The 26,220-nt window shown below is 73.2% G+C and carries 27 protein-coding genes and 1 riboswitch; of the genes, 13 read left to right on the forward strand and 14 right to left on the reverse strand.

The features are described 5' to 3' along the window. Positions 1 to 31: 31 nt before the first annotated feature. Entirely contained in the window at positions 32 to 553 is a 522-nt protein-coding gene (locus Dfulv_RS23085; RefSeq protein WP_259866677.1) for a PadR family transcriptional regulator, read from the reverse strand. Positions 554 to 634: 81 nt separating this feature from the next. Between Dfulv_RS23085 and Dfulv_RS23090 the strand changes: the two genes are divergently transcribed. Next, a complete protein-coding gene (locus Dfulv_RS23090; protein ID WP_259866679.1) occupies positions 635 to 1,696 on the forward strand; it encodes a hypothetical protein in 1,062 nt (353 codons plus the stop codon). Between the two features lie 109 nt (positions 1,697 to 1,805). Here Dfulv_RS23090 and Dfulv_RS23095 read toward each other — a convergent pair whose 3' ends face one another. The 4 genes from Dfulv_RS23095 to Dfulv_RS23110 are packed head-to-tail and all read right to left on the reverse strand — an operon-like array spanning position 1,806 to position 4,988. After that, positions 1,806 to 2,909: an ABC transporter ATP-binding protein gene (locus tag Dfulv_RS23095; protein ID WP_259866680.1), complete on the reverse strand. Its 1,104-nt coding sequence runs from the start codon at positions 2,907 to 2,909 to the stop codon at positions 1,806 to 1,808. Next, entirely contained in the window at positions 2,906 to 3,730 is an 825-nt protein-coding gene (locus Dfulv_RS23100) for an ABC transporter permease (RefSeq protein WP_259867854.1), read from the reverse strand. Before Dfulv_RS23100 ends, Dfulv_RS23095 begins: the two co-directional genes overlap by 4 nt. A gap of 23 nt (positions 3,731 to 3,753) precedes the next feature. Next, complete coding sequence (gene modA, locus Dfulv_RS23105) at positions 3,754 to 4,551, reverse strand: molybdate ABC transporter substrate-binding protein (protein ID WP_259867857.1); 798 nt, start codon at positions 4,549 to 4,551, stop codon at positions 3,754 to 3,756. An 11-nt stretch (positions 4,552 to 4,562) separates the two neighbouring features. Beyond that, positions 4,563 to 4,988: a TOBE domain-containing protein gene (locus Dfulv_RS23110; RefSeq protein ID WP_259867860.1), complete on the reverse strand. Its 426-nt coding sequence runs from the start codon at positions 4,986 to 4,988 to the stop codon at positions 4,563 to 4,565. Positions 4,989 to 5,092: 104 nt separating this feature from the next. On the opposite strand from Dfulv_RS23110, the gene Dfulv_RS23115 reads away from it, so the two are divergent. Then, positions 5,093 to 6,121, forward strand: coding sequence for a class I SAM-dependent methyltransferase (locus tag Dfulv_RS23115; protein ID WP_259866682.1), 1,029 nt, complete (start codon positions 5,093 to 5,095; stop codon positions 6,119 to 6,121). A gap of 72 nt (positions 6,122 to 6,193) precedes the next feature. Here the strand turns inward: Dfulv_RS23115 and Dfulv_RS23120 are convergent, their stop codons facing one another. The 4 genes from Dfulv_RS23120 to Dfulv_RS23135 form a co-directional block, all read right to left on the reverse strand. Further along, positions 6,194 to 7,105 carry a GNAT family N-acetyltransferase gene (locus Dfulv_RS23120; protein WP_259866685.1) on the reverse strand — a complete coding sequence of 304 codons (912 nt, stop codon included), beginning with the start codon at positions 7,103 to 7,105 and terminating at the stop codon, positions 6,194 to 6,196. 111 nt (positions 7,106 to 7,216) lie between these two features. Continuing rightward, positions 7,217 to 8,146 (reverse strand): alpha/beta hydrolase family protein, encoded by a 930-nt coding sequence (locus tag Dfulv_RS23125; protein WP_259866687.1) that lies wholly within the window; start codon positions 8,144 to 8,146, stop codon positions 7,217 to 7,219. 141 nt (positions 8,147 to 8,287) lie between these two features. After that, the gene (locus Dfulv_RS23130) at positions 8,288 to 8,893 is read right to left on the reverse strand and encodes a hypothetical protein (protein ID WP_259866689.1); all 606 of its coding nucleotides are present in this window, start codon (positions 8,891 to 8,893) and stop codon (positions 8,288 to 8,290) included. Between the two features lie 113 nt (positions 8,894 to 9,006). Continuing rightward, on the reverse strand, positions 9,007 to 9,915 hold the full coding sequence (locus tag Dfulv_RS23135) for a hypothetical protein (RefSeq protein ID WP_259866691.1): 909 nt from the start codon (positions 9,913 to 9,915) through the stop codon (positions 9,007 to 9,009). A gap of 154 nt (positions 9,916 to 10,069) precedes the next feature. Here Dfulv_RS23135 and Dfulv_RS23140 point away from each other — a divergent pair, with 154 nt between their 5' ends. Both Dfulv_RS23140 and Dfulv_RS23145 read left to right on the forward strand, forming a co-directional pair. After that, the gene (locus Dfulv_RS23140; RefSeq protein WP_259866693.1) at positions 10,070 to 11,182 is read left to right on the forward strand and encodes a sensor histidine kinase; all 1,113 of its coding nucleotides are present in this window, start codon (positions 10,070 to 10,072) and stop codon (positions 11,180 to 11,182) included. Beyond that, the gene (locus Dfulv_RS23145) at positions 11,179 to 11,829 is read left to right on the forward strand and encodes a response regulator (protein ID WP_259866695.1); all 651 of its coding nucleotides are present in this window, start codon (positions 11,179 to 11,181) and stop codon (positions 11,827 to 11,829) included. The genes Dfulv_RS23140 and Dfulv_RS23145 overlap by 4 nt, the downstream gene beginning before the upstream one ends. Before the next feature lie 28 nt (positions 11,830 to 11,857). Here Dfulv_RS23145 and Dfulv_RS23150 read toward each other — a convergent pair whose 3' ends face one another. Both Dfulv_RS23150 and Dfulv_RS23155 read right to left on the reverse strand, forming a co-directional pair. Then, entirely contained in the window at positions 11,858 to 12,079 is a 222-nt protein-coding gene (locus Dfulv_RS23150) for a hypothetical protein (protein ID WP_259866697.1), read from the reverse strand. A gap of 123 nt (positions 12,080 to 12,202) precedes the next feature. After that, positions 12,203 to 13,015: a helix-turn-helix transcriptional regulator gene (locus Dfulv_RS23155; RefSeq protein ID WP_259866698.1), complete on the reverse strand. Its 813-nt coding sequence runs from the start codon at positions 13,013 to 13,015 to the stop codon at positions 12,203 to 12,205. A 56-nt stretch (positions 13,016 to 13,071) separates the two neighbouring features. Between Dfulv_RS23155 and Dfulv_RS23160 the strand changes: the two genes are divergently transcribed. Genes Dfulv_RS23160 through Dfulv_RS23180 form a run of 5 tightly spaced genes read left to right on the forward strand, consistent with a single transcriptional unit; the run spans position 13,072 to position 17,653 of the window. Continuing rightward, a complete protein-coding gene (locus Dfulv_RS23160) occupies positions 13,072 to 14,079 on the forward strand; it encodes an ABC transporter substrate-binding protein (protein WP_259866700.1) in 1,008 nt (335 codons plus the stop codon). Then, positions 14,076 to 14,888: a siderophore-interacting protein gene (locus tag Dfulv_RS23165; RefSeq protein ID WP_259866702.1), complete on the forward strand. Its 813-nt coding sequence runs from the start codon at positions 14,076 to 14,078 to the stop codon at positions 14,886 to 14,888. The genes Dfulv_RS23160 and Dfulv_RS23165 overlap by 4 nt, the downstream gene beginning before the upstream one ends. Beyond that, positions 14,878 to 15,867 carry a FecCD family ABC transporter permease gene (locus tag Dfulv_RS23170; RefSeq protein WP_259866704.1) on the forward strand — a complete coding sequence of 330 codons (990 nt, stop codon included), beginning with the start codon at positions 14,878 to 14,880 and terminating at the stop codon, positions 15,865 to 15,867. The genes Dfulv_RS23165 and Dfulv_RS23170 overlap by 11 nt, the downstream gene beginning before the upstream one ends. Continuing rightward, positions 15,864 to 16,880, forward strand: a complete 1,017-nt coding sequence (locus Dfulv_RS23175) for a FecCD family ABC transporter permease (RefSeq protein WP_259866706.1) — start codon at positions 15,864 to 15,866, stop codon at positions 16,878 to 16,880. The genes Dfulv_RS23170 and Dfulv_RS23175 overlap by 4 nt, the downstream gene beginning before the upstream one ends. Further along, complete coding sequence (locus tag Dfulv_RS23180) at positions 16,877 to 17,653, forward strand: ABC transporter ATP-binding protein (RefSeq protein ID WP_259866708.1); 777 nt, start codon at positions 16,877 to 16,879, stop codon at positions 17,651 to 17,653. The genes Dfulv_RS23175 and Dfulv_RS23180 overlap by 4 nt, the downstream gene beginning before the upstream one ends. A 59-nt stretch (positions 17,654 to 17,712) precedes the next feature. Here Dfulv_RS23180 and Dfulv_RS23185 read toward each other — a convergent pair whose 3' ends face one another. Then, on the reverse strand, positions 17,713 to 18,399 hold the full coding sequence (locus Dfulv_RS23185; protein WP_259866710.1) for a hypothetical protein: 687 nt from the start codon (positions 18,397 to 18,399) through the stop codon (positions 17,713 to 17,715). A gap of 326 nt (positions 18,400 to 18,725) precedes the next feature. After that, the gene (locus Dfulv_RS23190) at positions 18,726 to 19,700 is read right to left on the reverse strand and encodes a zinc-binding alcohol dehydrogenase family protein (RefSeq protein ID WP_259866712.1); all 975 of its coding nucleotides are present in this window, start codon (positions 19,698 to 19,700) and stop codon (positions 18,726 to 18,728) included. Between the two features lie 209 nt (positions 19,701 to 19,909). Here Dfulv_RS23190 and Dfulv_RS23195 point away from each other — a divergent pair, with 209 nt between their 5' ends. From Dfulv_RS23195 to qcrB, 3 genes are all read left to right on the forward strand, one after another. Then, complete coding sequence (locus Dfulv_RS23195; RefSeq protein ID WP_259866714.1) at positions 19,910 to 20,833, forward strand: GNAT family N-acetyltransferase; 924 nt, start codon at positions 19,910 to 19,912, stop codon at positions 20,831 to 20,833. Between the two features lie 89 nt (positions 20,834 to 20,922). Next, the gene (locus tag Dfulv_RS23200; RefSeq protein WP_259866716.1) at positions 20,923 to 22,518 is read left to right on the forward strand and encodes a DUF4139 domain-containing protein; all 1,596 of its coding nucleotides are present in this window, start codon (positions 20,923 to 20,925) and stop codon (positions 22,516 to 22,518) included. A gap of 281 nt (positions 22,519 to 22,799) precedes the next feature. Further along, a complete protein-coding gene (gene qcrB, locus Dfulv_RS23205; protein ID WP_259866719.1) occupies positions 22,800 to 24,407 on the forward strand; it encodes a cytochrome bc1 complex cytochrome b subunit in 1,608 nt (535 codons plus the stop codon). Positions 24,408 to 24,465: 58 nt separating this feature from the next. Here the strand turns inward: qcrB and Dfulv_RS23210 are convergent, their stop codons facing one another. Beyond that, positions 24,466 to 25,281 carry a hypothetical protein gene (locus tag Dfulv_RS23210; RefSeq protein ID WP_259866721.1) on the reverse strand — a complete coding sequence of 272 codons (816 nt, stop codon included), beginning with the start codon at positions 25,279 to 25,281 and terminating at the stop codon, positions 24,466 to 24,468. A 72-nt stretch (positions 25,282 to 25,353) separates the two neighbouring features. Then, a riboswitch (cobalamin riboswitch) is annotated at positions 25,354 to 25,551 on the forward strand. A gap of 42 nt (positions 25,552 to 25,593) precedes the next feature. Between Dfulv_RS23210 and bluB the strand changes: the two genes are divergently transcribed. Then, entirely contained in the window at positions 25,594 to 26,214 is a 621-nt protein-coding gene (bluB, locus tag Dfulv_RS23215; protein ID WP_259866723.1) for a 5,6-dimethylbenzimidazole synthase, read from the forward strand. Positions 26,215 to 26,220: the final 6 nt, after the last annotated feature.

Consider the following 26,220-nt stretch of genomic DNA (forward strand, 5'->3'; position numbering starts at 1 on the left):
AGGTCGCGTGGAGGTACGTCGACGCCGCCGCTCATCCGGCGACGGTGTCGATGAATCGGAGCGCGGCGCCGACGTTCTCCAGGCGCCAGGCGAGCAGGACGCGGCCGAAGCCGGTGGCGTCGGCCTGCTGCCGTTCCAGTGCCTCGTGCACGGGCGTGAGGACGTCGCGTTGAGCGGCGAGCAGGTCCGTGCTGTCCAGCCTGCGGCGTGCCAGCAGCGCGAGCTTGGCCAGCAGTGCCGAGCGCATGTCGCGGACGTGTCCCACCGGTTGGTGCAGCCAGGCGATGACGGCGGCGTTGCCGGCCGGGGTGGTGGTCAGCACGGAGCGCTGGGGGCCGCGGCTGCCGGCCTCGGTGGCTTCGACGCGGATGAGGCCGAGGCCGGTGAGCCGGTCCAGGGAACGGTAGACGATCGGGCGGGGCACGTGCCAGATCCGCCCGAGGTCGCCGTGCTCGGTGGTGAGCGCGGCGATCGCGAAGCCGTGCGTGGGTTCCTCGTCGACGACGGCGAGGACGATCCAGTCGGCCAGCGACAGCGCCGGTAGCTCACCCATCCGATCAGCCTACGGTTCGGGGTTCCGCCGATACCGCAATCTCGGTAGTCTCACTGTGACTACCGAGCGGGGGGTGTTGCCGTGGCGGTCACCGCCGGCCGATCACCTGGGCGTGACGTCGGTGTGGTCGGCCGGTTGGCCGACGGCACCGCGTATTTCGCGCCGACGGGTCGCATGCTCGGCGACGGCGACCGGGTGTGCTGCCACCTGTGTGGCCGCTGGTTTCTGTCGGTGGCCAGCCATCTGCGCGTCCACGGCTGGTCGAAGGTGGACTACGTCGCGGCGTTCGGGCTGGAACTGGGCAACCCGCTCGCCGGCCCGGGGACCCGTCGGCGACGTGCGGCGGCGCTGCGGCTCCGGCAGGATCGCGAGCCGGCCCTGCGTCAGGCGCAGGGCGAGGCGAGGCAGCGCGCCCGGAGCGGCGCCCTGACCCAGGCCGCCGCCACTGCCGCCCGGGGGCGCCCGCACCCGGCGGAACGGCGCGAGAAGACGCTCGCCGCGCTGTCCGCCGTCCGGCCGGCAGCGCGCGCGGCGGGCAACCGGCGCAGGGCTGAGCGCCATCGCGACGAGGTCGCGGCCGCCGTTGCCGCACGTTTCGGCTACGCCACCTTCGTGGCGTATGTCGGCGCCCGCCTCGCCGCCGGGTGGAGCATGGCGGCCGTCAGCCGGGAAGCCGGCCTGCACAAGGACTGGGTGTGCCGGCAGTTGCCGGCCCTCGCACCGGCCCTCGCCGCGGGGCGGACGGTCGTGCGTCCGCATCCGGGCGACGTCCGGTTGTCGCCGATCGCCCGGTCCTTGGGGCACGCGGACGTCGCGGCGTACCTGCACCACGCCCATCTGCGGGAACACCGGACCGTCGCGGCGCTGGCCGCGCAGGCGGGCGTGTCCCGGTCGACGGTGCTCGCCGCGATGCGCCGCCATGGCATCACGCCCATGCCGCACGCCAGCAGCCGGCATCGAGCGGACGAGCGCGGCCTGGCTGTCGCCGGGCCGTTCGGGTTCGGCTCGCTCGCCGCGTATGTGGCGCACCGCCGCGGCCAGGGCATGACCTGGCGCGCGCTGGTCGCCGAGTCCGGCTTGGCCGAGTCCACGCTGCGTCGGCACGGCCGCCGGGCCGCCGGCTCCCGGGCCTGCGCCGCGTGACCCTCCCCGGCCTCCGGCAGGCGGCTGGACCAGGCATCCCCGGCGCCGTTGTCCAGGTCGGCGCGGAGCCGTTCGACGGCGGGCTCGACGGTCCATTCCGGATGGTGGTTCAGGCGGGGTAGGCGTGGGTTTCGGTGGCCTTGACCGCGGCCCAGACCTCCTGGCCGGGGGTCAGGTGCAGGTGGGCGGCGGCGGCCGGTGTGACGTCCGCGGCGGCAGCGATCGGGCCGGCCAGTTGGACGCGGAGGTTGTCGCCGTGGCGCTGGATGCCGGTGATGGTGGCCGGCCAGTTGTTGCGGGGGCTGCCGTCGGGCCGGCGCGGGTGCAGCGCGACGGCGGCGGGCGGGAAGACCACGAACACGTCGCCGGTGAGCCGGTCGTCGCAGGTGAGGGTGAATCCTTCGGCCAGGTGGACGGTGTGCCCGTCGGCGCGCCCGCGGTACAGGTTGAGTCCGACGAGGCGGGCCACGTAGTCGGTGCGGGGCTGGGCGGTGACGGTGGCGGCGTCGCCCTCCTGGACGACCCGGCCCTCTTCGACGATGACAAGGCGGTCGGCGAGCACGAGCGCGTCGAGCGGGTCGTGGGTGACCAGCAGCGTGGCGCCGGGGTGGGCGGTGAGGTGACGGTGCAGTTCGGCGCGGGTGTCCAGGCGGGTCCGGGCGTCGAGCGCGGCGAGGGGTTCGTCGAGCAGCAGCAGGACCGGGTCGAGGGCGAGGGCGCGGGCCAGTGCGACGCGCTGGGCCTGCCCGCCCGACAGCTGCCGAGGTTTGCGGCGGCCGTATCCGGCGAGTCCGACACGGGTCAGCCATTCGTCGGCACGGGCGCGTGCGGTGCGCCGGTCGAGGCCGTGTCGGCGCGGGCCGAACGCGACGTTGTCGAGCGCGGTCAGGTGCGGAAACAGCAGGTACTCCTGGAACACCACACCGATCGGGCGGTCCTCCGGCGGTGTCCACAGCCGGCGGTCGGGTCGGTCGAGGTCGGTCCCGTCGAGGGTGAGGTGCCCGGCGGTGAGCGGCTGCAGCCCGGCGAGGGCGCGCAGCGCGGTGGTCTTGCCGGCACCGTTCGGGCCGAGCAGCGCGACCACCTCGCCGGCGGCGATGCGCACGGCGATGTCGAGGCGGAACGTGCCGCGGTCGACCACCAGCCGCGCGTCCAGCACCGGGCCGTCCGCCGCGGCGGACGGCCCGATGACGGGCTCGGGCACGGCGGTCATGGGGCGCTGATCCAGCGGTCGCGGAGCCCGGCGAGGATCGCCACGGACACGGTGAGCAGGATGAGGCTGAGCACGATGGCGGCGTCCAGGTCGGTCTCCAGGGCCAGGTAGACGGCCAAGGGCATGGTCTGGGTGGTGCCCGGATAGTTGCCGGCGAACGTGATCGTGGCGCCGAACTCGCCCAGGGCGCGGGCCCAGCACAGCACCGCGCCCGCGGCGATCCCGGGTGCGACGAGCGGCAGCGTGACGTGGGTGAAGGTGGTCCACCGGCCGGCGCCGAGGGTGGCGGCGGCCTCCTCGTAGCGGCGGTCGGCGCCGCGCAGCGCGCCCTCGACCGCGATGATCAGGAACGGCATCGCCACGAACGCCTCGGCGATCACCACGCCGGTGGTGGTGAACGGCAGCGTGATCCCGAACGTGCTGTCGAGCCACTCGCCGACGAGTCCGCGACGGCCGAAGACCAGGAGCAGCGCCACGCCGCCCACGACCGGTGGCAGCACGAGCGGGACGGTGACGAGCGCGCGGACCAGACGGCGGCCGGGGAAGTCGACCCGGGCCAGCAGCCAGGCGAGCGGGACGCCGAGGGCGAGGCAGAGCAACGTCGCGAGGGTGGCGCACTGCAGGGACAGCCACAGGGCGGTGAGCACACCCGGCTGGGTGAGCCGCTGCGGCAGCGTCGTCCACGGTGCCCGCACCAGAAGACCGGCCAGCGGCAGGATCAGGAACAGCAGCCCGAGCGTGGCGGGGAGCAGCAGCGCGGCGGGCACCCGCCGACCGGGGGAGCCGCGGCGGGGCGGCACGGTGTCCGGCCGCGCCGCCACGGACTCGTCGAGGTCGGCCACGGTCAGGGTGCCTGGAAGCCGGCCTCGGTCAGCACCGCTTTGCCCTTGTCGGACAGCACGTAGGCGACGAACGCCTTCGCCCCGGCCGGGTTCTTGGCGCCCTTGAGCGCGACGATCGGATAGTCGTTGATCGCTCCGGCCGACTCGGGGAACTCGAGGCCGTCGACGTTGTTCGCGGCGGCCTTGGCGTCGGTGCGGTAGACCAGTGCGGCGTCGACCTCGCCGAGCCTGACCTTGGACAGGGCCGCCTTGACGTCCTGCTCGAGGGTGACCGGGGTGAGCTTGACGCCGGCGGCGTCGAGCGCCTTCTTGGCGGCGGCGCCGCAGGGGACCTGCTCGGCGCACAGGGCGACTTTCACGCCGGGCTTGGTCAGGTCGGCCAGGCCCTTGACGCCCTTGGGGTTGCCCTTCGGCACGGCGATGACGAGCTGGTTCTTCACGAACGTGGTCGGCGTGCCGTCGGCGCCGCCGGCGTCGGTCACGGTCTTCATGTTCGCCGGTGCCGCGGAGGCGAACACGTCCGCGGGAGCGCCCTGGTTGATCTGCGTGGCCAGGGCCGAGCTGCCGGCGAAGTTGAACTTCACCGTCGCGCCGGGGTTGGCGGCCTCGAAGTCCTTGCCGAGCTTGGTGAACGACTCGGTCAGCGACGCCGCGGCGAAAACATTGACCGTGCCGGTCACGCCGGTGCCGGTGCTGGCGTTCGTGCTGGCCGGGGCGCCGGCGTTGCCGCTGTCGTTGCTGCCGCAGCCGCTCAGAGCCAACAGGGCGGAGGCCGCCAGTGCTGTCACAGCGATGCGCATGCGATGCGGGTTCACGTTGTGGTCCTCCCCTTGGGTGCCACGGCGGGGGTGGACCGCTCCACCACCACCGTGGTCGACTTGATCACCGCCACCGCGACCGAGCCGACCCGCAGGTCCAGCTCGTCGACGGCCTCGCGGCTCATCAGCGACACCAGCCGGAACGGTCCGGCCTGGATGTCGACCTGCGCCATGACCGTGTCCTTCACCACGGCGGTGACGATGCCCCGCAGCCGGTTGCGGGCCGACGAGGCGTCGGCACGAGCGTCCGGTTCACCCGCTTGCGCACGCACGAACTCCGCGAGCTCGACCCCGTCGATGAGCCGGTGGCCGTGCTCGTCGCGGACCGCGGGCAGCCGTCCAGCGTCGATCCAGCGCCGGACCGTGTCCGGACTCACGCCCAACAACTCCGCCGCTTCGCCGATCCGGAACACCGTCACGCCGACCACCCTAATGTCCGGCATCTGCGAAGGAAAACCGGTCGCACAGTTCGCATCTTCGGTCGGCGGTGGCCTTATCGGGATCGCATCTGCATGATGGATGCATGAGCGGCGAACCGGGGGACCGGCATGTCCGATGGGCCACCGTGCTCAACCACCTCGCGGCCGCGTTGCCGGAGGAGACCGCCCGCGTCGTCGTCGACGGCACCGACGGCGGCGCCGCCGCCCTTGCCGATCGGCTCGCCGAGCGCTTGCGCGCCGCCGGCCGGCAATGCGTGCGGCTCACCGGTGACACCTGCGCCGCCGAGGAGGACGGGTGGCACGCCCGGACCGCGGGCATGGTTGTCGTCGCCGATGGGCCCCGCTGGCGCGATCGGCTCCCCGCTTCCTCGTGGCACCTCACGGTGTGGGTGCGGACCCCACCGGCCCGCACCGCGTCCGGCGGCTACCGCGGCGAGGACGCCGACGCGATCGTCGACCTGCACGACCCGGCCTGGCCGGTGATCCGCCACCTCAGTCCGCGGCTCGTCCCCGGCGACCGGTGGTACCGCACCGAGTCGCAGGCCTTCTTCGCCGCCCGCGCCGCCACCTGGGACAGCAAGTTCGGCGACGACCTGCCCGCCTACACCACCGCCGTCACCGAGGCCCGGCTCAAGCCCGGCGGAGTGGTGATCGACGTCGGCTGCGGCACCGGCCGGGCCCTGCCCGCGCTGCGCGACGCGGTCGGCCCGCAGGGCACCGTCATCGGCGTCGACCTCACCCCGCAGATGCTCACCGCTGCCCGCGACCGTGCCCGAGCCTGCGCCGCGGTGCTGCTGCTGGCCGACGCCCGTCGCCTGCCCCTCGCGGACGCCGTCATCGACGCCGTGTTCGCCGCCGGACTCGTCACGCACCTGCCCGACCCCGACGCCGGCCTGACCGAACTGGCCCGCATCACCCGCCCCGGCGGCCGGCTGGTGCTGTTCCACCCCTCCGGCCGGGCCGCCCTCGCCGCCCGCCACGGCCGCACCCTGCGCCCGGACGAACCGCTCGCCGAAACCGTCCTGCGCGCGTCGACCGCCCGCACCGGCTGGCACCTGACCAGCTATGACGACCCGTCCCACCGGTTCCACGCCGTCGCGGTCCGCCGGTAGCACCGGACCTGGATCCGGGCGCTGCGGATCCCGCTGACGGCCGCGACGGTGACCGCCGCGATGCGATCGGCGTCAGCGGACGACGACCAGGTTGGCCATGTCGACCACCGGCCGGTAGCCGAGTGCGGCGTAGATCTTGTTCGAGGTCGGGTTCGCCTGGTCGGTGTACAGGCACACCCGTGCACCCCCGGCCCGGATCCGCGCGGAGACCGCGGCGACCGCGCTGCTGGCCCAGCCGCGCCCACGCTGAGCCGGCGGCGTGTACACCGGGCCTATGCGCGTGACCCCGAACGACGGCGGCTGGGCGCCGGTGAGGTGCACCCGCTGCCCGGTCTCGTCGACCCAGAACCACAGCCATCCGGCTCGGAGCCGGTGCAGCATCTGCGCGCGGTCCGGTACTTCGTGCGCACTGGCGCCGCGCGGGCGGCCCGCCTGCTCGTCGGCGTCGCCCATGAACGCACCGAACCACTCCGTCACCAGGTCCACGTCGTCCTCGGTCGCGACCTGGAGACCGCCGGGCACCGGTGCCGGCCACACCAACTCGCCGAGCTCGTGCAGTCGTGTGTGCTGGCCGACCTCGACCCGGCCGCCGCCGAGCCGGGCCACCTCGGCGGCGCACAGCTCAGCGGCGGGAAGGGCCCCGTTGACCGCGAGCACCTCCTCCCCGCGCTCGTGCAACGCGCGGGCCAGGGCCACGGCCGCCTCGTCGGGCATCGGCAGCAGGAACGGCGGGTAGGGTGCGTACGGCGCTGTCCGCATCCCGGCGCCGACCACGGCGCCGGCCCCGTCCCTGACCACCAGCCACCAGTTGCGGTCGGGCTGCGCGATCTCGTCGGCCTGCTGCGACACCAGCCGGTGCGCGATCGTGGTCACGACCGTGCTGACGACCGGGTCGGCGGCCAGATGGTCACCGGCCGCGGCGAGGAACTCGCCCGGATCGGTGCAGAAGTGCAGGCGCGGTCCGGCCGTCGGGATCGGGCTCATGCGCGCAACTTAGCCACCGCACCGCCACATCAGCACGCGATTTTCGCGCAGCGTTCCGGGGCGCCGGCGTCTGCGCCGCGCAGGTCGGGCGTTGGTTGATGCGGTGGACCGCTACAAGTGGTCTGCCACCTTCCCGCGGCTGCCGGCGTCGGCGGTCATCCGCCCGCGCGCCGACTGATCGCCCAGCAGCGCCCAGCGCAGGAAGTCACCCGTCACCGCGGCCACCACGTCGAAGTCACGGTCCGGCCCGAGGTACGGCGCCAGGTGGTCGCCGTTCGGCAGGTCCAGCAGCGCCTTGGGCCAGGCGAGCGGCTCGTACGCCTCGGTGCAGCCCTCGAACCTGACGACGGTGTCCTGGCGGCCGTGCACGAACAGGATCGGCGCCGGGGCGCCCGAGTAGCCCACGCCGAACGGCCACTGGCCGCCGGCGAGGACGATGCCCGCCTTGAGCCGGTCGTCGCGGTGCTTCGTGAACATGCCGACGGTTGTCATGCCGCCCAGGGAATGCCCGGCCGCGGCGACGGCGTCGCGGTCGATGCGGTCGGCCAGCGGATCACCCTGGGTGGTGTCGAGGGCCAGGACGGCAGTCAGGACGGCCGCGTTGTCGCCCGGCTGGTTGACGATGTCCCTGTCGTCGAGCCGTTTCGAGTCGCGGGCCGAGTGCGGGAACGTCGGTGCGGCGACGATGAAGCCGGCCGCCGCCCAGGCGTGGAACAGCCGAAGATAGTCCTCCGGGCGGCGGGTGTACCCGTGGCTGAACACCACGACCGGGAAGCGGCCCCCGGCCGTCGGGTGGACCAGCAGCGTGGGCAACGGCCGGTCGGCGCCGTTGGCGACCTGCAGCATCCGCTCCGTGACGGCCCCGGGCGAGACTGCGGCGCCGGAGGCGGCGGTGACCGGATCGCCGCGGCCACATCCGGCAAGCAGGCCGGTCATGAGGATCGAGCAGGCGAGCAGCAGGTGGACAAGGCGCACGGCGCAACCTCCGAAGGTCGTGGCCGCCGGGGTGCCGAGCCCCGGCCGGCCCTGCACGCGGGTCATGGCCAATGATGATCGTGACACCGCCGGACGTCGATGGAAAGTGACGCTACGCCCACGAACGGCCGGCAGCCGGTCTGTGCCGCACATCGTGGATCTCGTACCGGGCAGGAACGCGTGGCACGCCGGCTGATCGGCGCGGTGTCACTGCGGCCGGCCGGTGCGCAGGCTGACCCACCTGGTCCGGCCGTCGACCGTGGCGCCGAGCCGGGCCTCGGCACCGATCGGCACGCTGACGACGACGATGGAGCCGGCCGCGATGGTGTTGCGGTCGTTGCCGTGGACGAGCGGGCGCACCGTGCCGCCCACCTCCACCTGCCAGCTGGTGAAGAGCGTGCTGTACCCCCGTTCGGGCTCGGGCAGGTGCTGGTCGGCCGGCACGTGGGCGAGCACGAGCTCGTGCCCCTCGGCGGCACGGTGCTCACCTCGGGAGTCCCGGCTGACGTCCTCGGGAAGCAGCCCGTAGGCAGCCTGTGCGAAGACCGTCCCGTCGAAGTGGCGGGACGTTCCCACGGCGTCGAACGCCACCCCGTACGTCGGACCGACGAGCCGGGCGGTGGCGGGCGTGACCGGCGTGACGCCGCCGGTTGCCAGCGTCTCGAAGACCTGCCGGCTGCCCTCGAGGATGCCGGAGTAGTCGGCGCCGAGCACCACGACCGACGGTGGATCGTCGGACCGCCACACACCGCACCCGAGGGTCGCCGCAACGGCCAGTACCGCGGCGAACCGGGCGACGAGCGACGTGACCATGGCGAGAGCGTGCCACGGGTGGTGCGCTGCGGACGGCTGAGTGTCGATCATCGGACCGCGGCACGCCCCGGGCGTGTGCGGCCGTCTGCGGTGGCAGGCGATGTCTCAGCGCCTCAGTTAGCGGGTGTCTCCTGTCCGGGGGTGATCCCGGCGGACCGGTTCCGCATGCGGCCAGGACGACCAGGAGCCGCCGGGGCCGGCGCCGCCCGGCTCGATGACACTCGCTGACCCCAGCGGGTCCGGCCCCAGGGCTTGACGACCGACAGGACGGTCGCGGTCCACAGCGCGACGGTGAAGCTGCCCAGGCAGGCGGCCAGTGCGATGCCGGTGGCGCCGGGCCGGCCGGCGGGATCGACGGTGCGAAGTGCGAGCTCGTCGGCCAGTGCGTTCTCGACGGTACCGGCGACCAGCGGGATGCTCACCGAGATGGCGAACTTGGTCAGCACCCACCGGTACCGGACCAGGCCCCACTTCGTGCCGAGCGACACGACCAGTCCCGTGACGATCGACAGTGCCATCGACGGGATCGCGACGGCGAGGTCGACCACGTGCAGCACCTCGTACGCGCCGCGCCGCACGGCGTGGGAGTCCGCGGCCCAGCCGGTGACGGCCAGGGCGGTCATCGTGAGCGCGACGCCGAGCCAGCCGACGCTGAACCCCACGTGCAGGGTCAGCCAGACCCGGCGGGTCCGCGGCGACATCAGCGGGAAGCGCGGCTTGCACCGGGCGAGGATCGTGAGCGAGAGCGGGATGCCGACCAGCGCGATCGACTCGGCGATGCTGAAGACGAACTGCAGCGGCGCCAGCGCCAGGTGCAGGCCGATCGCCAGCCGGCGGCCGAAGGCGTGCCACCGCAGCGCGGCGACGACGGAAAGCACCGCTCCGGCGCCGTAGCCCACGATCGCCATCAGCCGGAACACGGTCGCGTCCGAGCCGTTGAGCAGTAATCCGACGTTCAGGGCGGCGAAGGCGGCGAACGCCCACTGCAGCATGCGGGCGAGGTCACGGCGTGCGGGTTCCATGCCCCCGACGCTAGGTTCCGGCTCCCCGGGCGGGCATCGCGCGATGTGCCCGGAGCCGTGCGTCCACGGTCGGTGGTCCGGGCCGCGGGGGACACCTTTCGATTGCATCGATCGGCGGGAGCCCGTGAACAGATGTCCTGCATAGACTCGCGTCATGACCGTCAGCCGGGCACCGTGGCCGCGCCCGGGCCGGGTGGTCGACGGCGTGCTCGCCGTCGTGTGTGTCGTCCCGGGGGTGTGGCGCGACCTGCAATCCGGCCTGTTCGACGGGTCCCCGCTCGTCAACCACCCGGCACCGCTCGGCGTCACCGCGGCGCTGGGGGTGGCCACGGGGCTGGCCGTGTTCGAGCGGCGGCAGCGGCCGCTCCTGCTGTATGCCGGTGCCGTCGCGTGCTGGCTCGTCGCGGGCGCCTGGCCGGCCGTGCCGTTGGCGCAGTACGCGATCGGCGCCCATGCCCGCTCGCTGCGGCTGCGGGTGTTGCCCACCGCGGCGATGGTGGCGGCGGTGTCGACGCCGTTGTGGCTGGTGTACGGCGCTGACGCCAGCCTGCCGATCAGCCTGGCCATGTGCATCCTGCCGGCCCTGGCCGGGCTGTACGTGGCGTCGCGGCGAGCGCAGGAGCGGCTGCTCGTCGAGCAGGCGCGGGCCGAGGAACGGGCACAGATCGCGCGGGACATGCACGACGTCGTCACCCATCGGGTGTCGCTCATGGTGTTGCACGCGACCGCCCTGGCGGCGGCGGAGGGACGCGGCGCGGTGGAGATCGCGGGCCAGATCCAGAACATCGGCCGGGCGGCGCTGGAGGAGCTGCGTACGCTGGTGGGCGTGCTCCGCGACGGCGGCAAGGCGCCGCTGCGACCGCAGCCGGGTATCCCCGACCTGGCGGAGTTGGCGGACGCGTCCAGGGCGCTCGGGCTCACGGTCGAACTGTCCGTCGAGGACGGTCTGCGGGCGCCGGCGCTGGTCGAGCACGCGGTGTACCGGGTGGTGCAGGAGGCCCTGACAAACGTGCACAAGCACGCGCGCACCGCGCGGACCACGGTGGTCGTGGCGTCCGACGGCGACGGCGTGCGCCTCGCCGTCCGCAACGGTGCCGGCGTGTCGGCCGCCGCCGGCGGGACCCGCGGCGGGCACGGCCTGCTGGGGGTCGGCGAGCGGGTTCGGCTGGTCGGTGGCACGCTGAGCACCCGCCGGCTACCGGACGGCGGCTTCGAGTTGACGGCCCGGATACCGGTCGCGGCGGACGTGGGGGAGGCGGGCCGGTGATCCGCTTGTTGATCGTCGACGACGAATGGATGGTCCGCGCCATGCTGCGGACCATCATGGCGGCCTATGACGACATCGAGGTCGTCGGCGAGGCCGGCGACGGCGACCAGGCGGTCCGGGAGGCGCGAACCCATCGGCCGGACGTGGTGCTGATGGACATCCGGATGCCGCGCGCCGACGGCTTGGCCGCCACCGAGGCGCTCGCCCGCTTCCCGGACCCGCCGAAGGTCGTCGTGCTGACAACGTTCGACCTGGACGAATACGTGGAGACGGCGCTGCGCCACGGCGCGGTGGGCTTCCTGCTCAAGGATGCCACCGCGGACCAGATGGCCGCCGCGGTGCGCAGCGCCGCCGCCGGCGACGCGATGCTGTCGCCCCGGGTCACCCGCCGCCTGCTGCACCGGTTCGCGGAGCCGAGCAGCCCGCACCGAAGCGACGCGCTGCGCCGCATCGACGTCCTCACGGACAAGGAGCGGGAAGTGCTGGCCGCCGTCGGTGAGGGGCTGTCGAACGGCGACATCGGCAGGCGGCTGCACCTCAGCGAGGCGACGGTGAAGAGCCACGTCAGCCGGTTGCTGGCCAAACTGCAGCTGACGAACCGGGTCCAGGCGGCGATCCTGGCGCACCACGCCGGCCTGGTGCGCTGACCGCGCCCGGCCGCCGGAACGTCACCGGTCAGAAGGGCCGGACCCCGAAGCGGGTCGCCGTGGCGTACACCGGTCCGCGCCAGGTGCCGACAACCGGATGGTGGCCCGGCTGGCCGGCCGGCGGCCGCCCGTCGGCGGCGGCCGCCTCACCGAAGCTCAGTGCTCCGCCGACGGCCAGCGCGCCCACGCCGGCGGCCAGGCCGGCCGTGCGCTGGAGAAGGTGCCTTCGGTCAACGTCGTTACCAGTCATGGCGACGACGCTAGAGCGGCCCGCCGCGAGGGACATCGCCCGTCGGGCGCTGCCGGACGCGACCGACGGCGCTTCGTCCGCCGGCCGCATCCGCCTGTCGGATCAGCCGCCCGGCACTCCCCGTCAGCGCCGGCGCCGGCCGCCGGGGGTGTCGCCGAACTCGCGGGCGTAGGCGGCGACGAACGCCGACGCGCTGGCGTAGCCGACCCGGTGCGCCACCTCCGTGACGGGCCGGGTCTCCAGCAGGGCCCGGGAGGCGCGCAGCCGTAGCTGGGTGCGCCACCGGGTGTACGGCACGCCGAACTCGCGCTCGAAGTCGCGCTGGAGCGTCTTCACGCTGATGTGCAGGCGCTCGGCCCACTCCTCGAGCCGGGTGTCGTCGGCCGGGTCGCGGGCGAGTTCACGGGCGACGGTGAGCGCGAAGCCGGGCCCGCCGCCGCGCCGGCCGGCGGTGTCCCGGGTCGCGGCGCCGAGGCCGGCCATGATGCGTGCGCGGGCCTCGAGGGCGGCGTCCTCGCCGTAGCCGTTGCGGGCGATGGCCTCGATGAGGGCGGTGGCCTCGCGGTTGATGGCCGCCGCGCCGACCCGCAGCCGGTCGAGCGCCGGCGGGATCTGGCGCAGGCACACCCGGTAGGCGGTCCAGCCGTCCGCGGCCCGTACTTCGTGGGTGACCGCCCGGCGGACCCAGAAGACCTCCGACGGGCCGACGTACTGCGTCTCGGTGCCGTGCCGGACGGCCAGCAGCCCGTCGGGGGACCAGTAGAACTGGTGGAGGAGGTCCTGCCGGCTCTCGCCGAAGTCGAGCAGGCCCGCCGACCGGTACCGCAGCACGAGGATGCCGTCCGGGCGGCCGAGCCCGTACCCGTATTCCTCGCACGTGACCGGGTCGTCACCGTACGGATCAGTGACCGTCAGTGACTGGCGTCTGCGCGACATGGAATGTCCTCTCAGCGACATAGCGACGAACGAAGGTAAGGCTAGCCTTACCTCTCATGTCTGGTGGAAAGACCCTGCGTCTGGCCGGTGTGGCGGCCCTGGCGCTTACATTTGTGGCGGGCTGCTCGTCGTCCGGGTCGTCCGAGTCGAACTCGGCGTCCGGCGGCGCGGCGACCCGCGTCTTCGCGGCCGACAACGGCGACATCACCATCCCGGTCGACCCCAAGCGCGTGGTCGCGACCGGCTACGCCGTGCCGGTCCTGCTGGAGGCCGACGCCGCCCTGGTCGGCATCTCGAGCTGGAAACGCGGCATCGCCATGATGACGCCCGAGGACAAGGCGAAGTACGACAGCCTGAAGCAGATCGCCGGCGAGACCGCCGCCGAGACCAACTACGAGGCGATCGCCGCCGTCGAGCCCGACCTCATCATCATCGGCGTGCCCAAGCCGGTGCTCGCCGACATCGACCTCAAGCGGCTCGAGTCGATCGCGCCGGTGGTCGCGATCGGGCCGACCGTCCCGGACGCGTGGCGGGAGCTGTCCCAGCGCCAGTCCGACGCGGCCGGCCGCGCCCAGAACTTCAAGGCCGCGAAGGACGCGTACGACACCAAGGCCGCGGGGCTCAAGGCGAAGTACGCGACGGCCGTGTCCGGGCTGCGGTTCGGCCACGTCGGCGGGTACGGGCAGATCAAGCCCGGCACGTTCCACCGCGAGTTCGCCGGCTCGTGGGGTACCAACATCGCGCGGGACATCGGCCTGACCTACTACGGCGAGGTCAAGCAGAAGGGCGGCGGCGGCCTCGACGTGTCGGAGTACCCGGCGCTGGAGGAACTGACCGCCAGCCTCGGCCAGGCCGACGTGATCACCTACTCGCTGCAGCCGGACGGCACGCCGGCACCCGCGGTACAGGCCGTGCTCGAATCGGCGCTGTGGAAGAACCTGCCGGCGGTCAAGGCCGGCAAGGCGTTCGGGATCCGGTACACGGAGGCGGCGACGTACGAGTCGGCGACCAAGACCCTCGACGCCCTCGACCAGGCGCTCGCACCGCTGCTGTCCGGATCGTGACGGGAGACCGCACGGACCCCGGGTCGCGCGTCGCCGTTCACCAGTCCGGTGGCAGCGGCGTCGCCCGGGTGCCGTACCCGATCGGCGTGCGGCGGGTCGCGGTCGCCGCGCGGAGGTACCTGACCCCGCGGATGGTGCGGCTGACGCTCGCCGGGCCACAGCTCGCCGGACTGCACACGTACCAGTGCGACGACCACGTCCGGATCGTCTTCCCCGACCCGGACGGCACGCGGCGCGACCCGGTGCCCAACGACCGGGACATGCTCGACTGGCCGCACCCGATGCCGGTGACCCGCAAGTACACGATCCGGCGCTTCTGTCCGTCGAAACTCGAGCTGGATCTCGACGTCGTGCTGCACGAGGGCGGGGTGGCCTCGACGTGGGCCGCGGGGTGCGCGGCCGGCGACCCGGTGACGGTCGCGGGGCCGCCCGGCGCGAAGGTGTTCCCGCACGCGTACGAGCACTACGTGTTCGCGGTCGACGCGACGGCGCTACCGGCGGTCGCCCGGTTCCTCGACGAGGCGCCGGCCGGGGTGTCGGCGGACGTGGTCGTGGAGACCGGCGACGGCGATCTGGCCGCGGGCTACCCGTTGGCCCGGCGGGAGCGGGTCGCGGTGCGATGGCTGCCGCGGTCGCCCGGCGACCGGTCGGCGCTGGCGGCCGCCGTGGCGTCGTTGCCGCTGCCCTCGTCGCGGGTGTTCCTGTTCGCCGCCGGGGAGACCGGCGACATCGCGCCGCTGCGGACCTCTCCACTGGACAAGCTGGTCACGGGATATTGGAAGCGCGGAGTTGCCGAGTTTGACCACTGACCCGCGCCGCCGGGTCGCGATTCTCGCGGGTGCCGTCGGGCTGCTGCTCGCGGCGGCGGTGGCCGGGGTGAGCGTCGGTGCGCGCCACGTGCCACCGGCCGAGGTGTGGCGGGCCCTCGTCGCCTACGCCGGCACCGACGAGCACCTCATCGTCCGGGACATCCGGCTGCCGCGCACGGTGCTCGGGATCTGCGTGGGCGCGGCGCTGGGCTGCGCCGGGGCCCTGGTGCAGACGCTGACCCGCAATCCGCTCGCCGAGCCCGGGCTGCTGGGGGTGACGGCCGGCGCGGCGTTCGCGCTGAACGTCGGCGTGTTCGCCGGCTGGACCGCCACGCAGGCCGGGCAGCTCGGCCTCGCCGTGGCGGGATCGTGCCTGGCCGCGGTGGCCGTGTACGCCGTCGGGCGGACGTCGCCGCTGCGCCTCGTGCTCGCGGGGATGGCGCTGAGCGCGGTACTGCTCGGGATCTCGCTCGGGCTGCGGCTCACGTTCCCGGACGTGCTGGACGCGTACCGCTTCTGGTCGGTCGGTGCACTGGCCGGCACCGAGCGCACGCCGCTGGCCGGGCCGGTGCTGGTGGTCGTGGTCGCGCTCGTGGGCTCGGTCGTGGTGGCCGGACCACTGGGTGCGCTGGCACTGGGGGAGGACGTGGCGCACACGCTCGGTGCGCACGTGTCACGGACCCGGGTGGCGGTGCTGGCACTCGTCACGGTGCTGACCGGAGTGGCCACGGCGGTGGCAGGACCGGTCAGTTTCGTCGGGCTCATGGTGCCGCACCTCGCCCGCCGGCTGGCCGGCGGCTCGACCCGGTGGCTGGTCGCCTACGCGGTCCTGCTCGGGCCGGTGTTGCTGCTGATCGCGGACGTGAGCGCACGGCTGCTGCTGCCGACCGGTGAAGTGCCGGTCGCGGTGGTGACCGCCTTCCTCGGCGGGCCGGCCCTGATCTGGGTGGTACGCCGATACGGGGCGGCCGCGCTGTGAGCACCGTCGTCCTGCGGGTCCGTGGCCTGTCGGCGGCCGTCGAGCGCCGGACCGTCGTCGTTTCGGTGTGCCTGGCCGTGCTGGCACTGGCGCTCGCGTTCCTCGGTCTCAGCCAGGGCGCGAACTGGTCGACGCCAGGCGAGGTGTTCGCCTCCCTGACCGGTGGCGAGGGCGGCTCCGTCGTCGTGCGCGAGTGGCGCCTCCCGCGGGTCACGGCCGCGCTGGTGTTCGGCGCGTCGCTCGGCCTCGCCGGCGCCGTGTTCCAGAACCTCACCCGCAACGCCCTCGGCAGCCCCGACGTAATCGGCCTCGACGCCGGCGCGTACACCGGAGCCCTCGTCGCCCTGACCATCCTCAGCGGAACGTCGGCGCAGTTGGCCGCCGGAGCGGTGGTCGGTGGTCTGCTGGCGGCGTCGGCGATCTACCTGCTCGCCCTGGACTCGGGCCTGAGCGGCTTGCGGCTGGTCGTCATCGGCATCGCCGTCAACGCGATCCTCACCGCCGTCAACTCGTGGATCGTCCTGCGTGCCGACCTCGACATCGCGATCGCGGCGACCGGGTGGAGCGCGGGTTCGTTGAACGGCGTCGACTGGGACGAGCTGCACCTGCCGTTGCTGGCCATCGGTGTCCTCGTTGTCGTGCTGGCCCTGCTCTCCCGCGGCATGCACCAGAGCGGCCTCGGCGACGAACTCGCCGTGACGTCGGGCATCCGCCTCGGCCGGCTCCGCCTTCTGCTGATCGTCGTCGGCGTCGGGTGCACGGCGACGGTGACGGCCGTCGCCGGGCCGATCGTGTTCATCGCGCTCGCCGCACCGCAGATCGGGCGCCGGCTCGCCCGCTCCGGTGTCGCCCTGCTGCCGGCTGCGCTCACCGGCGCCGTCCTGCTGCTCGCCGCGGACCTGGTCGCCCAGCTGCTCCTCGCGCCGGCGGCGCTGCCGGTCGGGGTCGTCACCACGGCGATCGGTGGCTGCTACCTCATCTGGCTGCTCGTCCTGGAGGTGAAGAGACGTTGACCACGCGCCTCGCCGCCCGCAACCTCACGCTCGCATACGGTGACCGGATCGTCTCCCGCGACGTGAGCCTCGACCTGCCGGACCGGGCGTTCACCGCCATCGTCGGCCCGAACGCCTGCGGCAAGTCCACCCTCCTACGCGCGCTCGTGCGGCTGTTGCCGCCGGCCACCGGCGCCGTGCTGCTCGACGGTCGCGACGTGGCGGCCCACCGGCCGAAGGTGTTCGCCCGCGAGGTCGGTTTCCTGCCGCAGGGCCTGGTGGCACCGGAGAACGTCCCGGCGCGCCGGCTCGTCGCCCGCGGCCGGTACCCGCACCAGCATCTGCTGTCGACCTGGTCCGTGACCGACGAACAAGTGGTGGAGGACGCGATGGCGGCCGCCGGCGTGACGGACCTCGCCGACCGGCCGGTCGAGGAGCTCTCCGGAGGTCAGCGCCAGCGCGTCTGGGTCGCGATGGTGCTCGCCCAGCAGACGCCGTACCTGCTGCTCGACGAGCCGACGACGTACCTCGACGTCACCCACCAGTACGAGCTGCTGGCACTGCTCGCCCGCCTGCGTGACGAGGGCCGCACGATCGTCGCCGTGCTGCACGACATCAACCAGGCCTGCCGCTTCGCCGACCACCTGGTCGCCATGAAGGACGGCCGGATCGTGGCCGAGGGACCGCCGGCCGAGGTGGTCGACGCGTCGCTGATGCACGAGGTGTTCGGCCTGCCGAGCCTCGTCATGCCCAACCCGGTGACCGGCACACCGATGGTGGTGCCGACCGTCTGACGGCGCGGCCGTGCGCAGGCCGGCGTCGGTGGCCGCCGGCCTGCGCGGGCCTGTCCGTGCTATCGGCTGCGCATCGGCGTCCTGGTGGACGCGCCGCCCGCGACGACCGGCGGGAGTTTGCGGCCGTACCTCCGGCCGCTGCCGCCGGCACCGGTCAGCAGCGTCGCGATCGCATCGCTGCGTGGCGGTACGTCGTCCTTGCCCTCCAGGCGTCGCAACAGTTCCAGGCCTTCCGCCCGGATCGCGGCGGCGTCGTAGGACCGCTCGCGGCGCTCCAGCATGCCGGCGTGGTGGATCAGGGTCAGCGCCAGCCGGCTCCGGGGCGCCATGCGCCGGCTCCGTTCCCCGGTGACGAGTTCCTGGATCGTGGCCAGGGCGGCGTCGCCCCGGCCCGCCTCCTCCAGCGCCACGGCCAGGGCCAGCAGGTCCCAGTCCGGGCCGTCCCGCTCGTCCGCCGCGCGGCGCTTGCGCTGCCGCACGACGACGTCGGTGAAGACGTCCACGGTGCCCGGCCCGACCAGCTCCCGGGCCCACATGCGCAGGCTCGTCGCCGCCTCCGCCAGCAACGTCTGGACCGCATCCGCGGGAGCGGCATCGGTGAAGCCGTCGACCAGGTCGCCGAGCGCCCGGGCGAGGCGCGGGCGGTACACCTGCGGACGCACTGTCGTCAAGATCCGGTACGCCTGAACCAGTTCGTAGCGGCGCGGGTGGTCCTTCAGGAGCACCACACGGGCCCATGTCACCATGCCGGGATCGACCAACACATTCCTCCGAGTCGTCGGGAGCGACGAGCGTACGACGAAGAAACCCCAGCTCAACAGGGCTGTTCACCCGAGTGGCCGGCGGTGGTGACTGCGGTATGCTGATCGTGGTCTTACCCCGGGAACGCGGAGCGGGGTTGACGGCATCTCACGCATGCGGCGTGGGACTCACCGCGAAAGTCCCGGAAGCGGGTCGCCGGGGCGGCCCGTGGAGCCGGCATGTGACCGACGGGCGACCGCTCGCCCCTGCGGGTGATGTCAGGTCAGCGGCTCGCCGCCGTCGATGTGCAGCGTCGTGCCGGTCAGTGGCGTCAGCCGCGGACGACGACCATCTTTCCGCGGGCCTCGTCGGCCTCCATGACGCGGTGCGCCTCGCGGATGTCCTCGAACCGGAACACGCGTGACGGCTTGGCCTTGAGGCGGCCGGCTGCCACCTGTTGCGCGATCGCCTGCAGCGGCACGTCCGACAGCGGGAAGCCGGGTCTGCCGAACACGAAGCTGCCGAAGAAGGTCAGGTAGACGCCGCTGGCCATCTGCAGCAGCGGGTTGAAGTCCCGGATCGGGTCGAGGCCGCCCAGCCAGCCGGCCAGGCAGGCCCGGCCGCCGCGGCGCAGCATGTCGAGCGAGTCGAGGATGGTGCTGTTGCCCACCAGGTCCAGGACCGCGTCGAGCTGTTTGGCCTCGGCGATCCGCGCGGAGAGGTCCGACCCTTCCAGCTCGACGCGATCTGCCCCGAGTTCTTCCAGCATGCCGAAGCGTTCGCGTTTCCGCGTGGTGGCGATGACCCGCACGCCGGCGTTCACCGCGAGGTTGATCGCGGCCTGGCCGAACGAGGAGGTGCCGCCCCGGATGACCAAGGTCTGCCCCGGGGTGATCTCCAGGTTTCGGAACAGGCAGGTCCAGGCGGTCGCGTAGGTCTCCGGGATCGCGGCGAGCTCGGCCCAGGACAGGTCGGACTCGATGAGCGCCACGTTCGGCACGGGCGCGCGGGTGTACTCGGCGTAGCTGCCGTTGATGGTGCGCCCGAGGCCGCCCATCAGCGCCGCCACCTTGGCGCCGACCGGGAACTCGCCGCCGGGGCAGGCGTTGACCAGCCCGACGCACTCGATGCCGCTCACCTCCGCGGCCTCGGCCCACTCGCCCCGGCGCATGTGCATCTCGGCGTGGTTGAGGCCGAACGCCTTGACCTCGATGACAACCTGACCGGGCACCGGCTCCGGGTCGGGCAGGTCCTTGTAGACCAGGCAGTCCGGTCCGCCGAACCGCTCGATGACGATCGCACGCATCACGACTCTCCAGACGTCCTGCAGCAGGCCGCAGGTCGTGGCTTCCCGGTCGCGCCGGGGATAAACGCCCGAGCGACGAACGCGTGGTACATTCGTGCCGCGCCCCGAGCGACGAAGGAGGTGAGCGCGATGGTGTTCCGTCCGTCTGTGCTCCCGACCCGTCCGGGCGACCGCTGAATCACGGGAGCACGCCGCTTCTCCCGTAGAGGATGTTCCCCGTGACCGATCTGGTCATCCGCCCGCTGCGCGCGGGCGAGCACACGCTGTTCCTGTCCATGCCCGAGCCGCCCACGGTCGGCACGGCGCTGCTCGGCCGCGACTTCGCCGAGACCATGGCCGCCCGCCAGTACCGTCCCGAGTGGACCTGGGTGGCCCTCGACGGCGGCACGGTCGTCGCGCGGGCCGCCTGGTGGGGCGGGCCCGACGACCGCGCCCCGGTGGCGCTGGACTGGTTCGATCCCGGCGCCGACCCGGCGGTGGGCGCGCGGCTGTTGCGTGCCGCCGGGTTCACCGTCGACTATCACCTCATGCTGCCGCCCGGCTGGCGCGAGGTCCCCGAGGCGCACCGCGCGGCGCAGCTGCGGATCACCGCCGCGGGCGCCGCCGGGTTCGTCCCGGTCCTGGAGCGGCTGCGGTACCGGTGGACGCCGGCCGACGGCCTGCCCGAGCGCCCGGCGCGGCTGACGTACGAGCCCGTCTCGGACGAGGCGGTCCTCCACGACGTGCTGCGCCGCGTCCTGACCGGCAGCCTCGACTTCCACCAGCGGCAGGCGATCGAGCGGGCGGGCGTCGAGGCGGCCCTCGCCGACGACCTGGCGTTCCTGGATTGGCTGCCGAGCCCGCGCGAGTGGTGGCGCCTGGCCCGCGACGCGGCCGGCAACCTCGCCGGCGTCGTGGTCCCGGGCCGCAACTACGCCTCGCCGATCATCGCCTACGTCGGGGTGCTGCCGGAGGCGCGGGGCCACGGCTACGCGTTCGACCTGCTCGTCGAGGGCACCCACATCCTGGTCGAGCAGGGTGCGGAGGCGATCACCGCCGACACCGACGTGACGAACACCCCGATGGCCGCCACGTTCGCCCGGGCCGGCTACCCGGTGTCACAGCGACGGCTCATCCTGAGCGGATCGGCCTGACGGGTGTATCGCCGGACAGGGTCGGGGGGCGCCAGGTCGTGGTCGGTGCGGTGCCCGCCGGCTCGCCCGCATGGGCTACCGTGCGCACCGTGCAGAACTCGATCGACGCCCCGATCGTCGCGGTCACCGTCTACCCGGCACAGGCGCGGGTCACCCGGCGCGGCCGGACCACACTCGACGCGGGTGAGCAGGTCGTCGAGGTGGGGCCGCTGCCGATGAGCCTGGACGCCGATTCGATCCGGGTCAGCGGGCGCGGGCCGGCCACGGTCCTCGGCGTGGATGTCGCGCTGCGCCGCCGCGACCGGCCGTCCGACGCCGCCGTGACGGCGGCGTCGGACGAGCGGCGCCGGCTCACCGGGGAGATCGCGGAGATCGACGACACGGAGACGGTACTGCGGCAGCGCCAGGCGTTCCTGACGACGCTGGGGGAGCGGGCCAGCGGCACGTACGCGCGGGCGCTGGCCACCGGCGCGGCGGCGTCCGACGCGGTCGCGGCGTTCACCACGACGATGGGCGGCGAGCTGACCGCCGTGCTGGCCGGCATCCGTGCGCTCCAGCAGCGCCGCACGCAGGTGACCGACCGGATCGCCGCGCTGGACCGGCAGCTGGCCGACCTGTCCGGCAAGCGCGAGCCCGACGCCGGGTACGCCGCCGTCGCGCTCGCCGTGTCGGCGCCGGGCGCGGTCGAGCTCGACGTCTCCTACCAGGTGCCGGAGGCCGGCTGGCGGTCCACGTACGACGTGCGCCTGACCGGCGAGACCCTCAACGTGACCTGGTTCGGGCTGGTCGAGCAGCGCACCGGCGAGGACTGGCCGGAGTGCGAGCTGGCGCTGTCGACGGCCCGTCCGTCGGGCGTCGTGGCGATCCCCGAGCTGCAGCCGTGGTACCTGGACCCGTTCATGCCGCCGCCACCGCCGCGGCCCTATGGGGCGTACGGCAGCGCGCCGGGCTTCCCGTCCGCGGCTCCCGCGGCGGCGGCGCCGGCCGGCCCGCCGCCGCAGATGCTCGACGACGCGTTCGGCGGGGCCGCCGAGGTGGAACTGGCGCAGGCGCGGGTCGAGGAGGGCCCGGTGGCGGCGACGTACCGGCCGGCCCGCGCGGTCGCGGTGCCGGCCGACGGCACCACGGCCCGGGCCACGATCTCGGTGCTCGAGCTGGCGGCCCGGCTGGACCACGTCACCGCGCCGGCCCGCTCGACCGACGTCCACCTGCGGGCCGTGGTGACGAACACTTCGCAGCACACACTGCCGCCCGGGCAGGCGTCGGTGTTCCACGAGGCCGACTTCGTCAGCCGGACCGGGCTGTCGACGTGGGCGCCGGGTGAGGAGCTCGAACTGGCACTCGGCCTCGACGACCGGGTCCGCGTCGAACGCGAGCTGACCCGCCGCACCGCGACCCGCGCGACGCTGGGTTCGAGCCGCCGCCGCGAGGTCGAGTACCGCACCACGATCGGCAACTACACCGGCCGGCCCGTCCGGATCACCGTGCTCGACCAGGTGCCGGTGAGCCGCCACGACGCGATCGCCGTCAAGGAGACCGTCCTGGAGCCGCCACCGGCCGAGCGTACCGACCTCGGCGTGCTCACGTGGCGGCTGCTGCTGCCGGAGGGCCAGGCCCAGGCGCTGCGGCTCGGCTACCGTGTCGAGACGGCCAAGGGCATCGAGCTGTCCGGCTGGCGCGAGTAACGAAGGCCTGTGCGGCGAGGTCCTCATCCGGGACCTCGCCGCCGCCGGCACCTCCACCGCGGCGCGGCCGCCCACCACAACACCGACCTGTGGCGGTTCACCACGCCGGTCCCCGGCGACCCGCAGTGGGCGAACTGGCCTTCCGCGCTGCTCAGGCCCGCGCGGGTGCGGACTATCGGATGGACCGACCGGAGACGCTGCCGATCGCCGTGGACGCGGAGGGATACTTCACGTCGACGTCGGATTCCGAGATTGCGGTCGACAGGCATCTGGGAGCGGCCATGAAACGGCGTAAGTTCGACCGCCGGGCTGTCCCGGCAAACGCGGCCAACGGGCTCGACGAACGGTTCCAGGCGGCCACCCCGCTGCGTCGCCTCTTCAACAAGGTCTTCCCGGACCACTGGTCGTTCCTGCTGGGTGAGATCGCGCTCTACTCGTTTGTCGTCCTGGTGATCAGCGGCGTCTTCCTGGCACTGTTCTTCGACCCGTCGATGCGGGAGACCGTCTACGACGGCAGCTACACGCCACTGCGCGGCGTGGAGATGTCGCAGGCGTACAACTCCGCGCTGGACATCTCGTTCGACGTGCGCGGCGGCCTGTACGTGCGGCAGATGCACCACTGGGCGGCCCTGCTGTTCATGGCCGCGATCCTGGTGCACATGTTCCGGGTGTTCTTCACCGGCGCGTTCCGCAAGCCGCGTGAGGCCAACTGGATCGTCGGACTGATGCTGTTCTGGATGGGTTTTGTCGAGGGCTTCGCCGGCTACTCGCTGCCCGACGACGCGCTGTCCGGCACCGGCCTGCGGATCGCGAGCGCCATCATGCTGTCGATCCCGGTCGTCGGCACCTGGGTGACGACCTCGCTGTTCGGGGGTGAGTTCCCGGGTGAGGTGATCCTGGACCGGCTCTACATCGTGCACGTGCTGCTGGTCCCCGCCGCACTGGTGGCGCTCATCAGCGTCCACATGGGCCTGCTGGTGAAGCAGAAGCACACGCAGTGGCCCGGCCCCGGCCGGACCAACACCAACGTGGTCGGCGTGCGGATGTTCCCGGGCTTCGCGGCCAAGGCCGGCGGCTTCTTCATGATCGTGTTCGCCGTGCTCGCCGCCCTGGCGGGGCTGGTCCAGATCAACCCGATCTGGCTGTTCGGCCCCTACAAGGCCGCGGTCGTCTCGGCGGCGAGCCAGCCCGACTGGTACGTCATGTTCCTCGACGGCTCGACCCGCCTCTTCCCGGCCTGGGAGATCAGGTTCCACCTGTTCGGCAACGGCTACACGCTCCCGCCGATCTTCTGGCCGACGGTCGTGCTGCCCGGCATCCTGACGGTGCTGCCCATGCTGTATCCGTTCCTCGAGGCCAGGTCCTCCGGGGACAAGTCGATCCACAACCTGCTGCAGCGGCCGCGGGACAACCCGTCGCGCACCGGGCTCGGCGCGATGGCGATCACGTTCTACGCGATCCTGCTGATCTCGGGTGGCAACGACGTCGTGGCGGACAAGTTCCACATCAGCCTCAACGCGATGACGTGGGCGGGCCGCATCGGCATCCTGGTGCTGCCGCCGCTGGCCTACTACGCGGCGTACCGGGTCGCGCTCGGCCTCCAGCAGCACGACCGTGCGGTGCTGGCCCACGGCGTGGAGACGGGCATCATCCGCCGTATGCCGGACGGCCGCTTCGTCGAGGTCCACCAGCCGCTGCCACTCCCAGCCGGCGCGCGCCGCGGCGAGGAGGAGTACGCCGGCTGGGTGGTGCCGAAGAAGATGAACCGGCTGGGTGCGCTGGCCCCGCCGGTGAAGGGCTTCTTCCTGCCGATCGAGAGGCCCGCCCCGCCGCCGGAGCCGACCGGGCACGAGGCGGAAGAGCCCGGCGAGATCACCACGCGTCACTAGCGCCCGCGCGGCCGGCTCGGCGACCGGGCCGTCGCCGAGCCGACCCGCTGAGCGGAGGTCAGGTCACCGACTGGTGCTCCGGCGCGTCCTCCCGGTCGCTCCTCGACTCGCTCCGCGCCGCGGGCAGCAACTCGCCCACCACCGTGTCGGCGTCCTCGAAGTCCGCCGCCACCTGCGGCTGGCCCACCCAGAGCGCGCGCATCTGCTGCTGCATGAACGAGGTGAGGCGGGCACGATACTCGTGGTCGAACTCCTCCAGCGACTCGATCTGCTGCTGCAGCGCCTGCCGCTTGGCGGTCAGGCCGCCGACGACGTCCTCATAGGTCTGCTCCGCGCGCTGCTTGATGTCGTACGCGTTCTCCTGGGCCTGCCGGACGATCTGCTCCGCGCGGCCCTGCGCCTCCGCCAGGACCTCACCCGCGTGCTGTTCGGTGTCGCGGGCGAACGCCTCGGCATCCCCGGCGACCTTCTCCGCCGACATCCGCGCGCGGGTCAGGATCTTCTCGGCATCGCTCCGCAGCGTCTCCGCCTGGGCCTGCGCGTGCGCGACGATCTGCTCGGCGGCGGTGCGGGCCTCGGCGCGGATGCGGTCCGCCTCGCGGCGCGCCCCGTCGATGTGCTCCTCGGCCGTCCGCTGCGCCATCGTCAGCACCAGCAGCGCCTTGTGCTGGTCGTTCGCGTCGGGCCGGGAGGCCGGCTCCGCGGGCGCACCGAGCATGGCCTGGCCGTTGCCAAGGTGGTCGTCGTACTGCCGGATCTGGTGCTGTGTCATGTCCTTGCCCTCCTCAGCGCCCGTCCCGAAGACCGGCCGGAACTCGTCCCGGCCCACCCGGCCCGGAATGCCCCGCGCACGATACCCGTGAAGGCGGCTCAAGGGGAACACCGCGAAAGATCAGTTAACCTGGGCCACAGCGGAACCTAATTCGTGTTGCTTTACAGTGGGCACGGCGACGAACTGACGCGAGGTGCCCCGGAAACGGGGAGAATCTGGGAAGCCGGTGCAAAACCGGCACGGGCCCGCCGCGGTGATCGGGGAGCCGCCGCCCACGTCCGAAGTGGACAGCCACTGGCCGTCGAGCCGGGAAGGCGGGCGGTCCGGCGTCGATCCGAGAGTCCGAAGACCGGCCTCGCGTGACGATGCCGCTCCGGCCGGGGCGGCCGAGGCAGCGGGAGTCTGTCCGAAATCATGAGCAACGACCTCTATGACGTCATCCGCCGGCGGCGGGACGTGCGCGCGCAGTTCACCGGTGGTCAGATATCCGACGAAGTGCTCGGGCGCGTGCTCGGTGCGGCGCACGCGGCGCCCAGCGTCGGGCTGTCCCAGCCGTGGGACTTCATCCTCGTTCGCGACCTGACGACGCGGCAGGCGTTCTATGAGCACGTCCAGCGGGAGCGGGCCACGTTCGCCGCCACGCTGGACGGTGACGCGGCGCGGCGGTTCGAGCGGATCAAGATCGACGGGGTGCTGGAGTCGAGCCTGTCCGTCGTGGTCACCTACGACCCCTCCCGCGGCGGACCGGCGGTGCTGGGCCGGCACGCGATCGCCGACGCCGGGCTGTACTCGGTCTGCCTCGCCATCCAGAACCTCTGGCTGGCCGCGACCGCGGAGGACCTCGGGGTCGGCTGGGTGTCGTTCTATCGCGAGGAGTTCCTCCGCGGCCTCATGAACATGCCGGATGTCGTACGGCCTATCGCATGGCTCTGCCTGGGCCCGGTGACCCACCTGGAAGAGGTGCCGGACCTGGAACGCCACGGCTGGCGCCACCGCACCCCGCTCCGCGACGCCGTCCACCACGAGCGCTGGTAGCCGGGC

Source organism: Dactylosporangium fulvum, assembly GCF_025137375.1.
GTDB lineage: Bacteria > Actinomycetota > Actinomycetes > Mycobacteriales > Micromonosporaceae > Dactylosporangium > Dactylosporangium fulvum.

Excerpts from the sequence above, each read along its gene's own strand:
- Dfulv_RS23155 (WP_259866698.1), bottom strand. The coding sequence starts at position 13,015 with ATGTCGCGCAGACGCCAGTCACTGACGGTCACTGATCCGTACGGTGAC.
- Dfulv_RS23185 (WP_259866710.1), bottom strand. The coding sequence starts at position 18,399 with ATGGTGACATGGGCCCGTGTGGTGCTCCTGAAGGACCACCCGCGCCGC.
- Dfulv_RS23095 (WP_259866680.1), bottom strand. The coding sequence starts at position 2,909 with ATGACCGCCGTGCCCGAGCCCGTCATCGGGCCGTCCGCCGCGGCGGAC.
- qcrB (WP_259866719.1), top strand. The coding sequence starts at position 22,800 with ATGAAACGGCGTAAGTTCGACCGCCGGGCTGTCCCGGCAAACGCGGCC.
- Dfulv_RS23115 (WP_259866682.1), top strand. The coding sequence starts at position 5,093 with ATGAGCGGCGAACCGGGGGACCGGCATGTCCGATGGGCCACCGTGCTC.
- modA (WP_259867857.1), bottom strand. The coding sequence starts at position 4,551 with ATGCGCATCGCTGTGACAGCACTGGCGGCCTCCGCCCTGTTGGCTCTG.
- Dfulv_RS23140 (WP_259866693.1), top strand. The coding sequence starts at position 10,070 with ATGACCGTCAGCCGGGCACCGTGGCCGCGCCCGGGCCGGGTGGTCGAC.
- Dfulv_RS23150 (WP_259866697.1), bottom strand. The coding sequence starts at position 12,079 with ATGACTGGTAACGACGTTGACCGAAGGCACCTTCTCCAGCGCACGGCC.
- Dfulv_RS23135 (WP_259866691.1), bottom strand. The coding sequence starts at position 9,915 with ATGGAACCCGCACGCCGTGACCTCGCCCGCATGCTGCAGTGGGCGTTC.
- bluB (WP_259866723.1), top strand. The coding sequence starts at position 25,594 with ATGAGCAACGACCTCTATGACGTCATCCGCCGGCGGCGGGACGTGCGC.
- Dfulv_RS23195 (WP_259866714.1), top strand. The coding sequence starts at position 19,910 with ATGTTCCCCGTGACCGATCTGGTCATCCGCCCGCTGCGCGCGGGCGAG.
- Dfulv_RS23120 (WP_259866685.1), bottom strand. The coding sequence starts at position 7,105 with ATGAGCCCGATCCCGACGGCCGGACCGCGCCTGCACTTCTGCACCGAT.
- Dfulv_RS23085 (WP_259866677.1), bottom strand. The coding sequence starts at position 553 with ATGGGTGAGCTACCGGCGCTGTCGCTGGCCGACTGGATCGTCCTCGCC.
- Dfulv_RS23130 (WP_259866689.1), bottom strand. The coding sequence starts at position 8,893 with ATGGTCACGTCGCTCGTCGCCCGGTTCGCCGCGGTACTGGCCGTTGCG.
- Dfulv_RS23160 (WP_259866700.1), top strand. The coding sequence starts at position 13,072 with ATGTCTGGTGGAAAGACCCTGCGTCTGGCCGGTGTGGCGGCCCTGGCG.
- Dfulv_RS23125 (WP_259866687.1), bottom strand. The coding sequence starts at position 8,146 with ATGACCCGCGTGCAGGGCCGGCCGGGGCTCGGCACCCCGGCGGCCACG.
- Dfulv_RS23190 (WP_259866712.1), bottom strand. The coding sequence starts at position 19,700 with ATGCGTGCGATCGTCATCGAGCGGTTCGGCGGACCGGACTGCCTGGTC.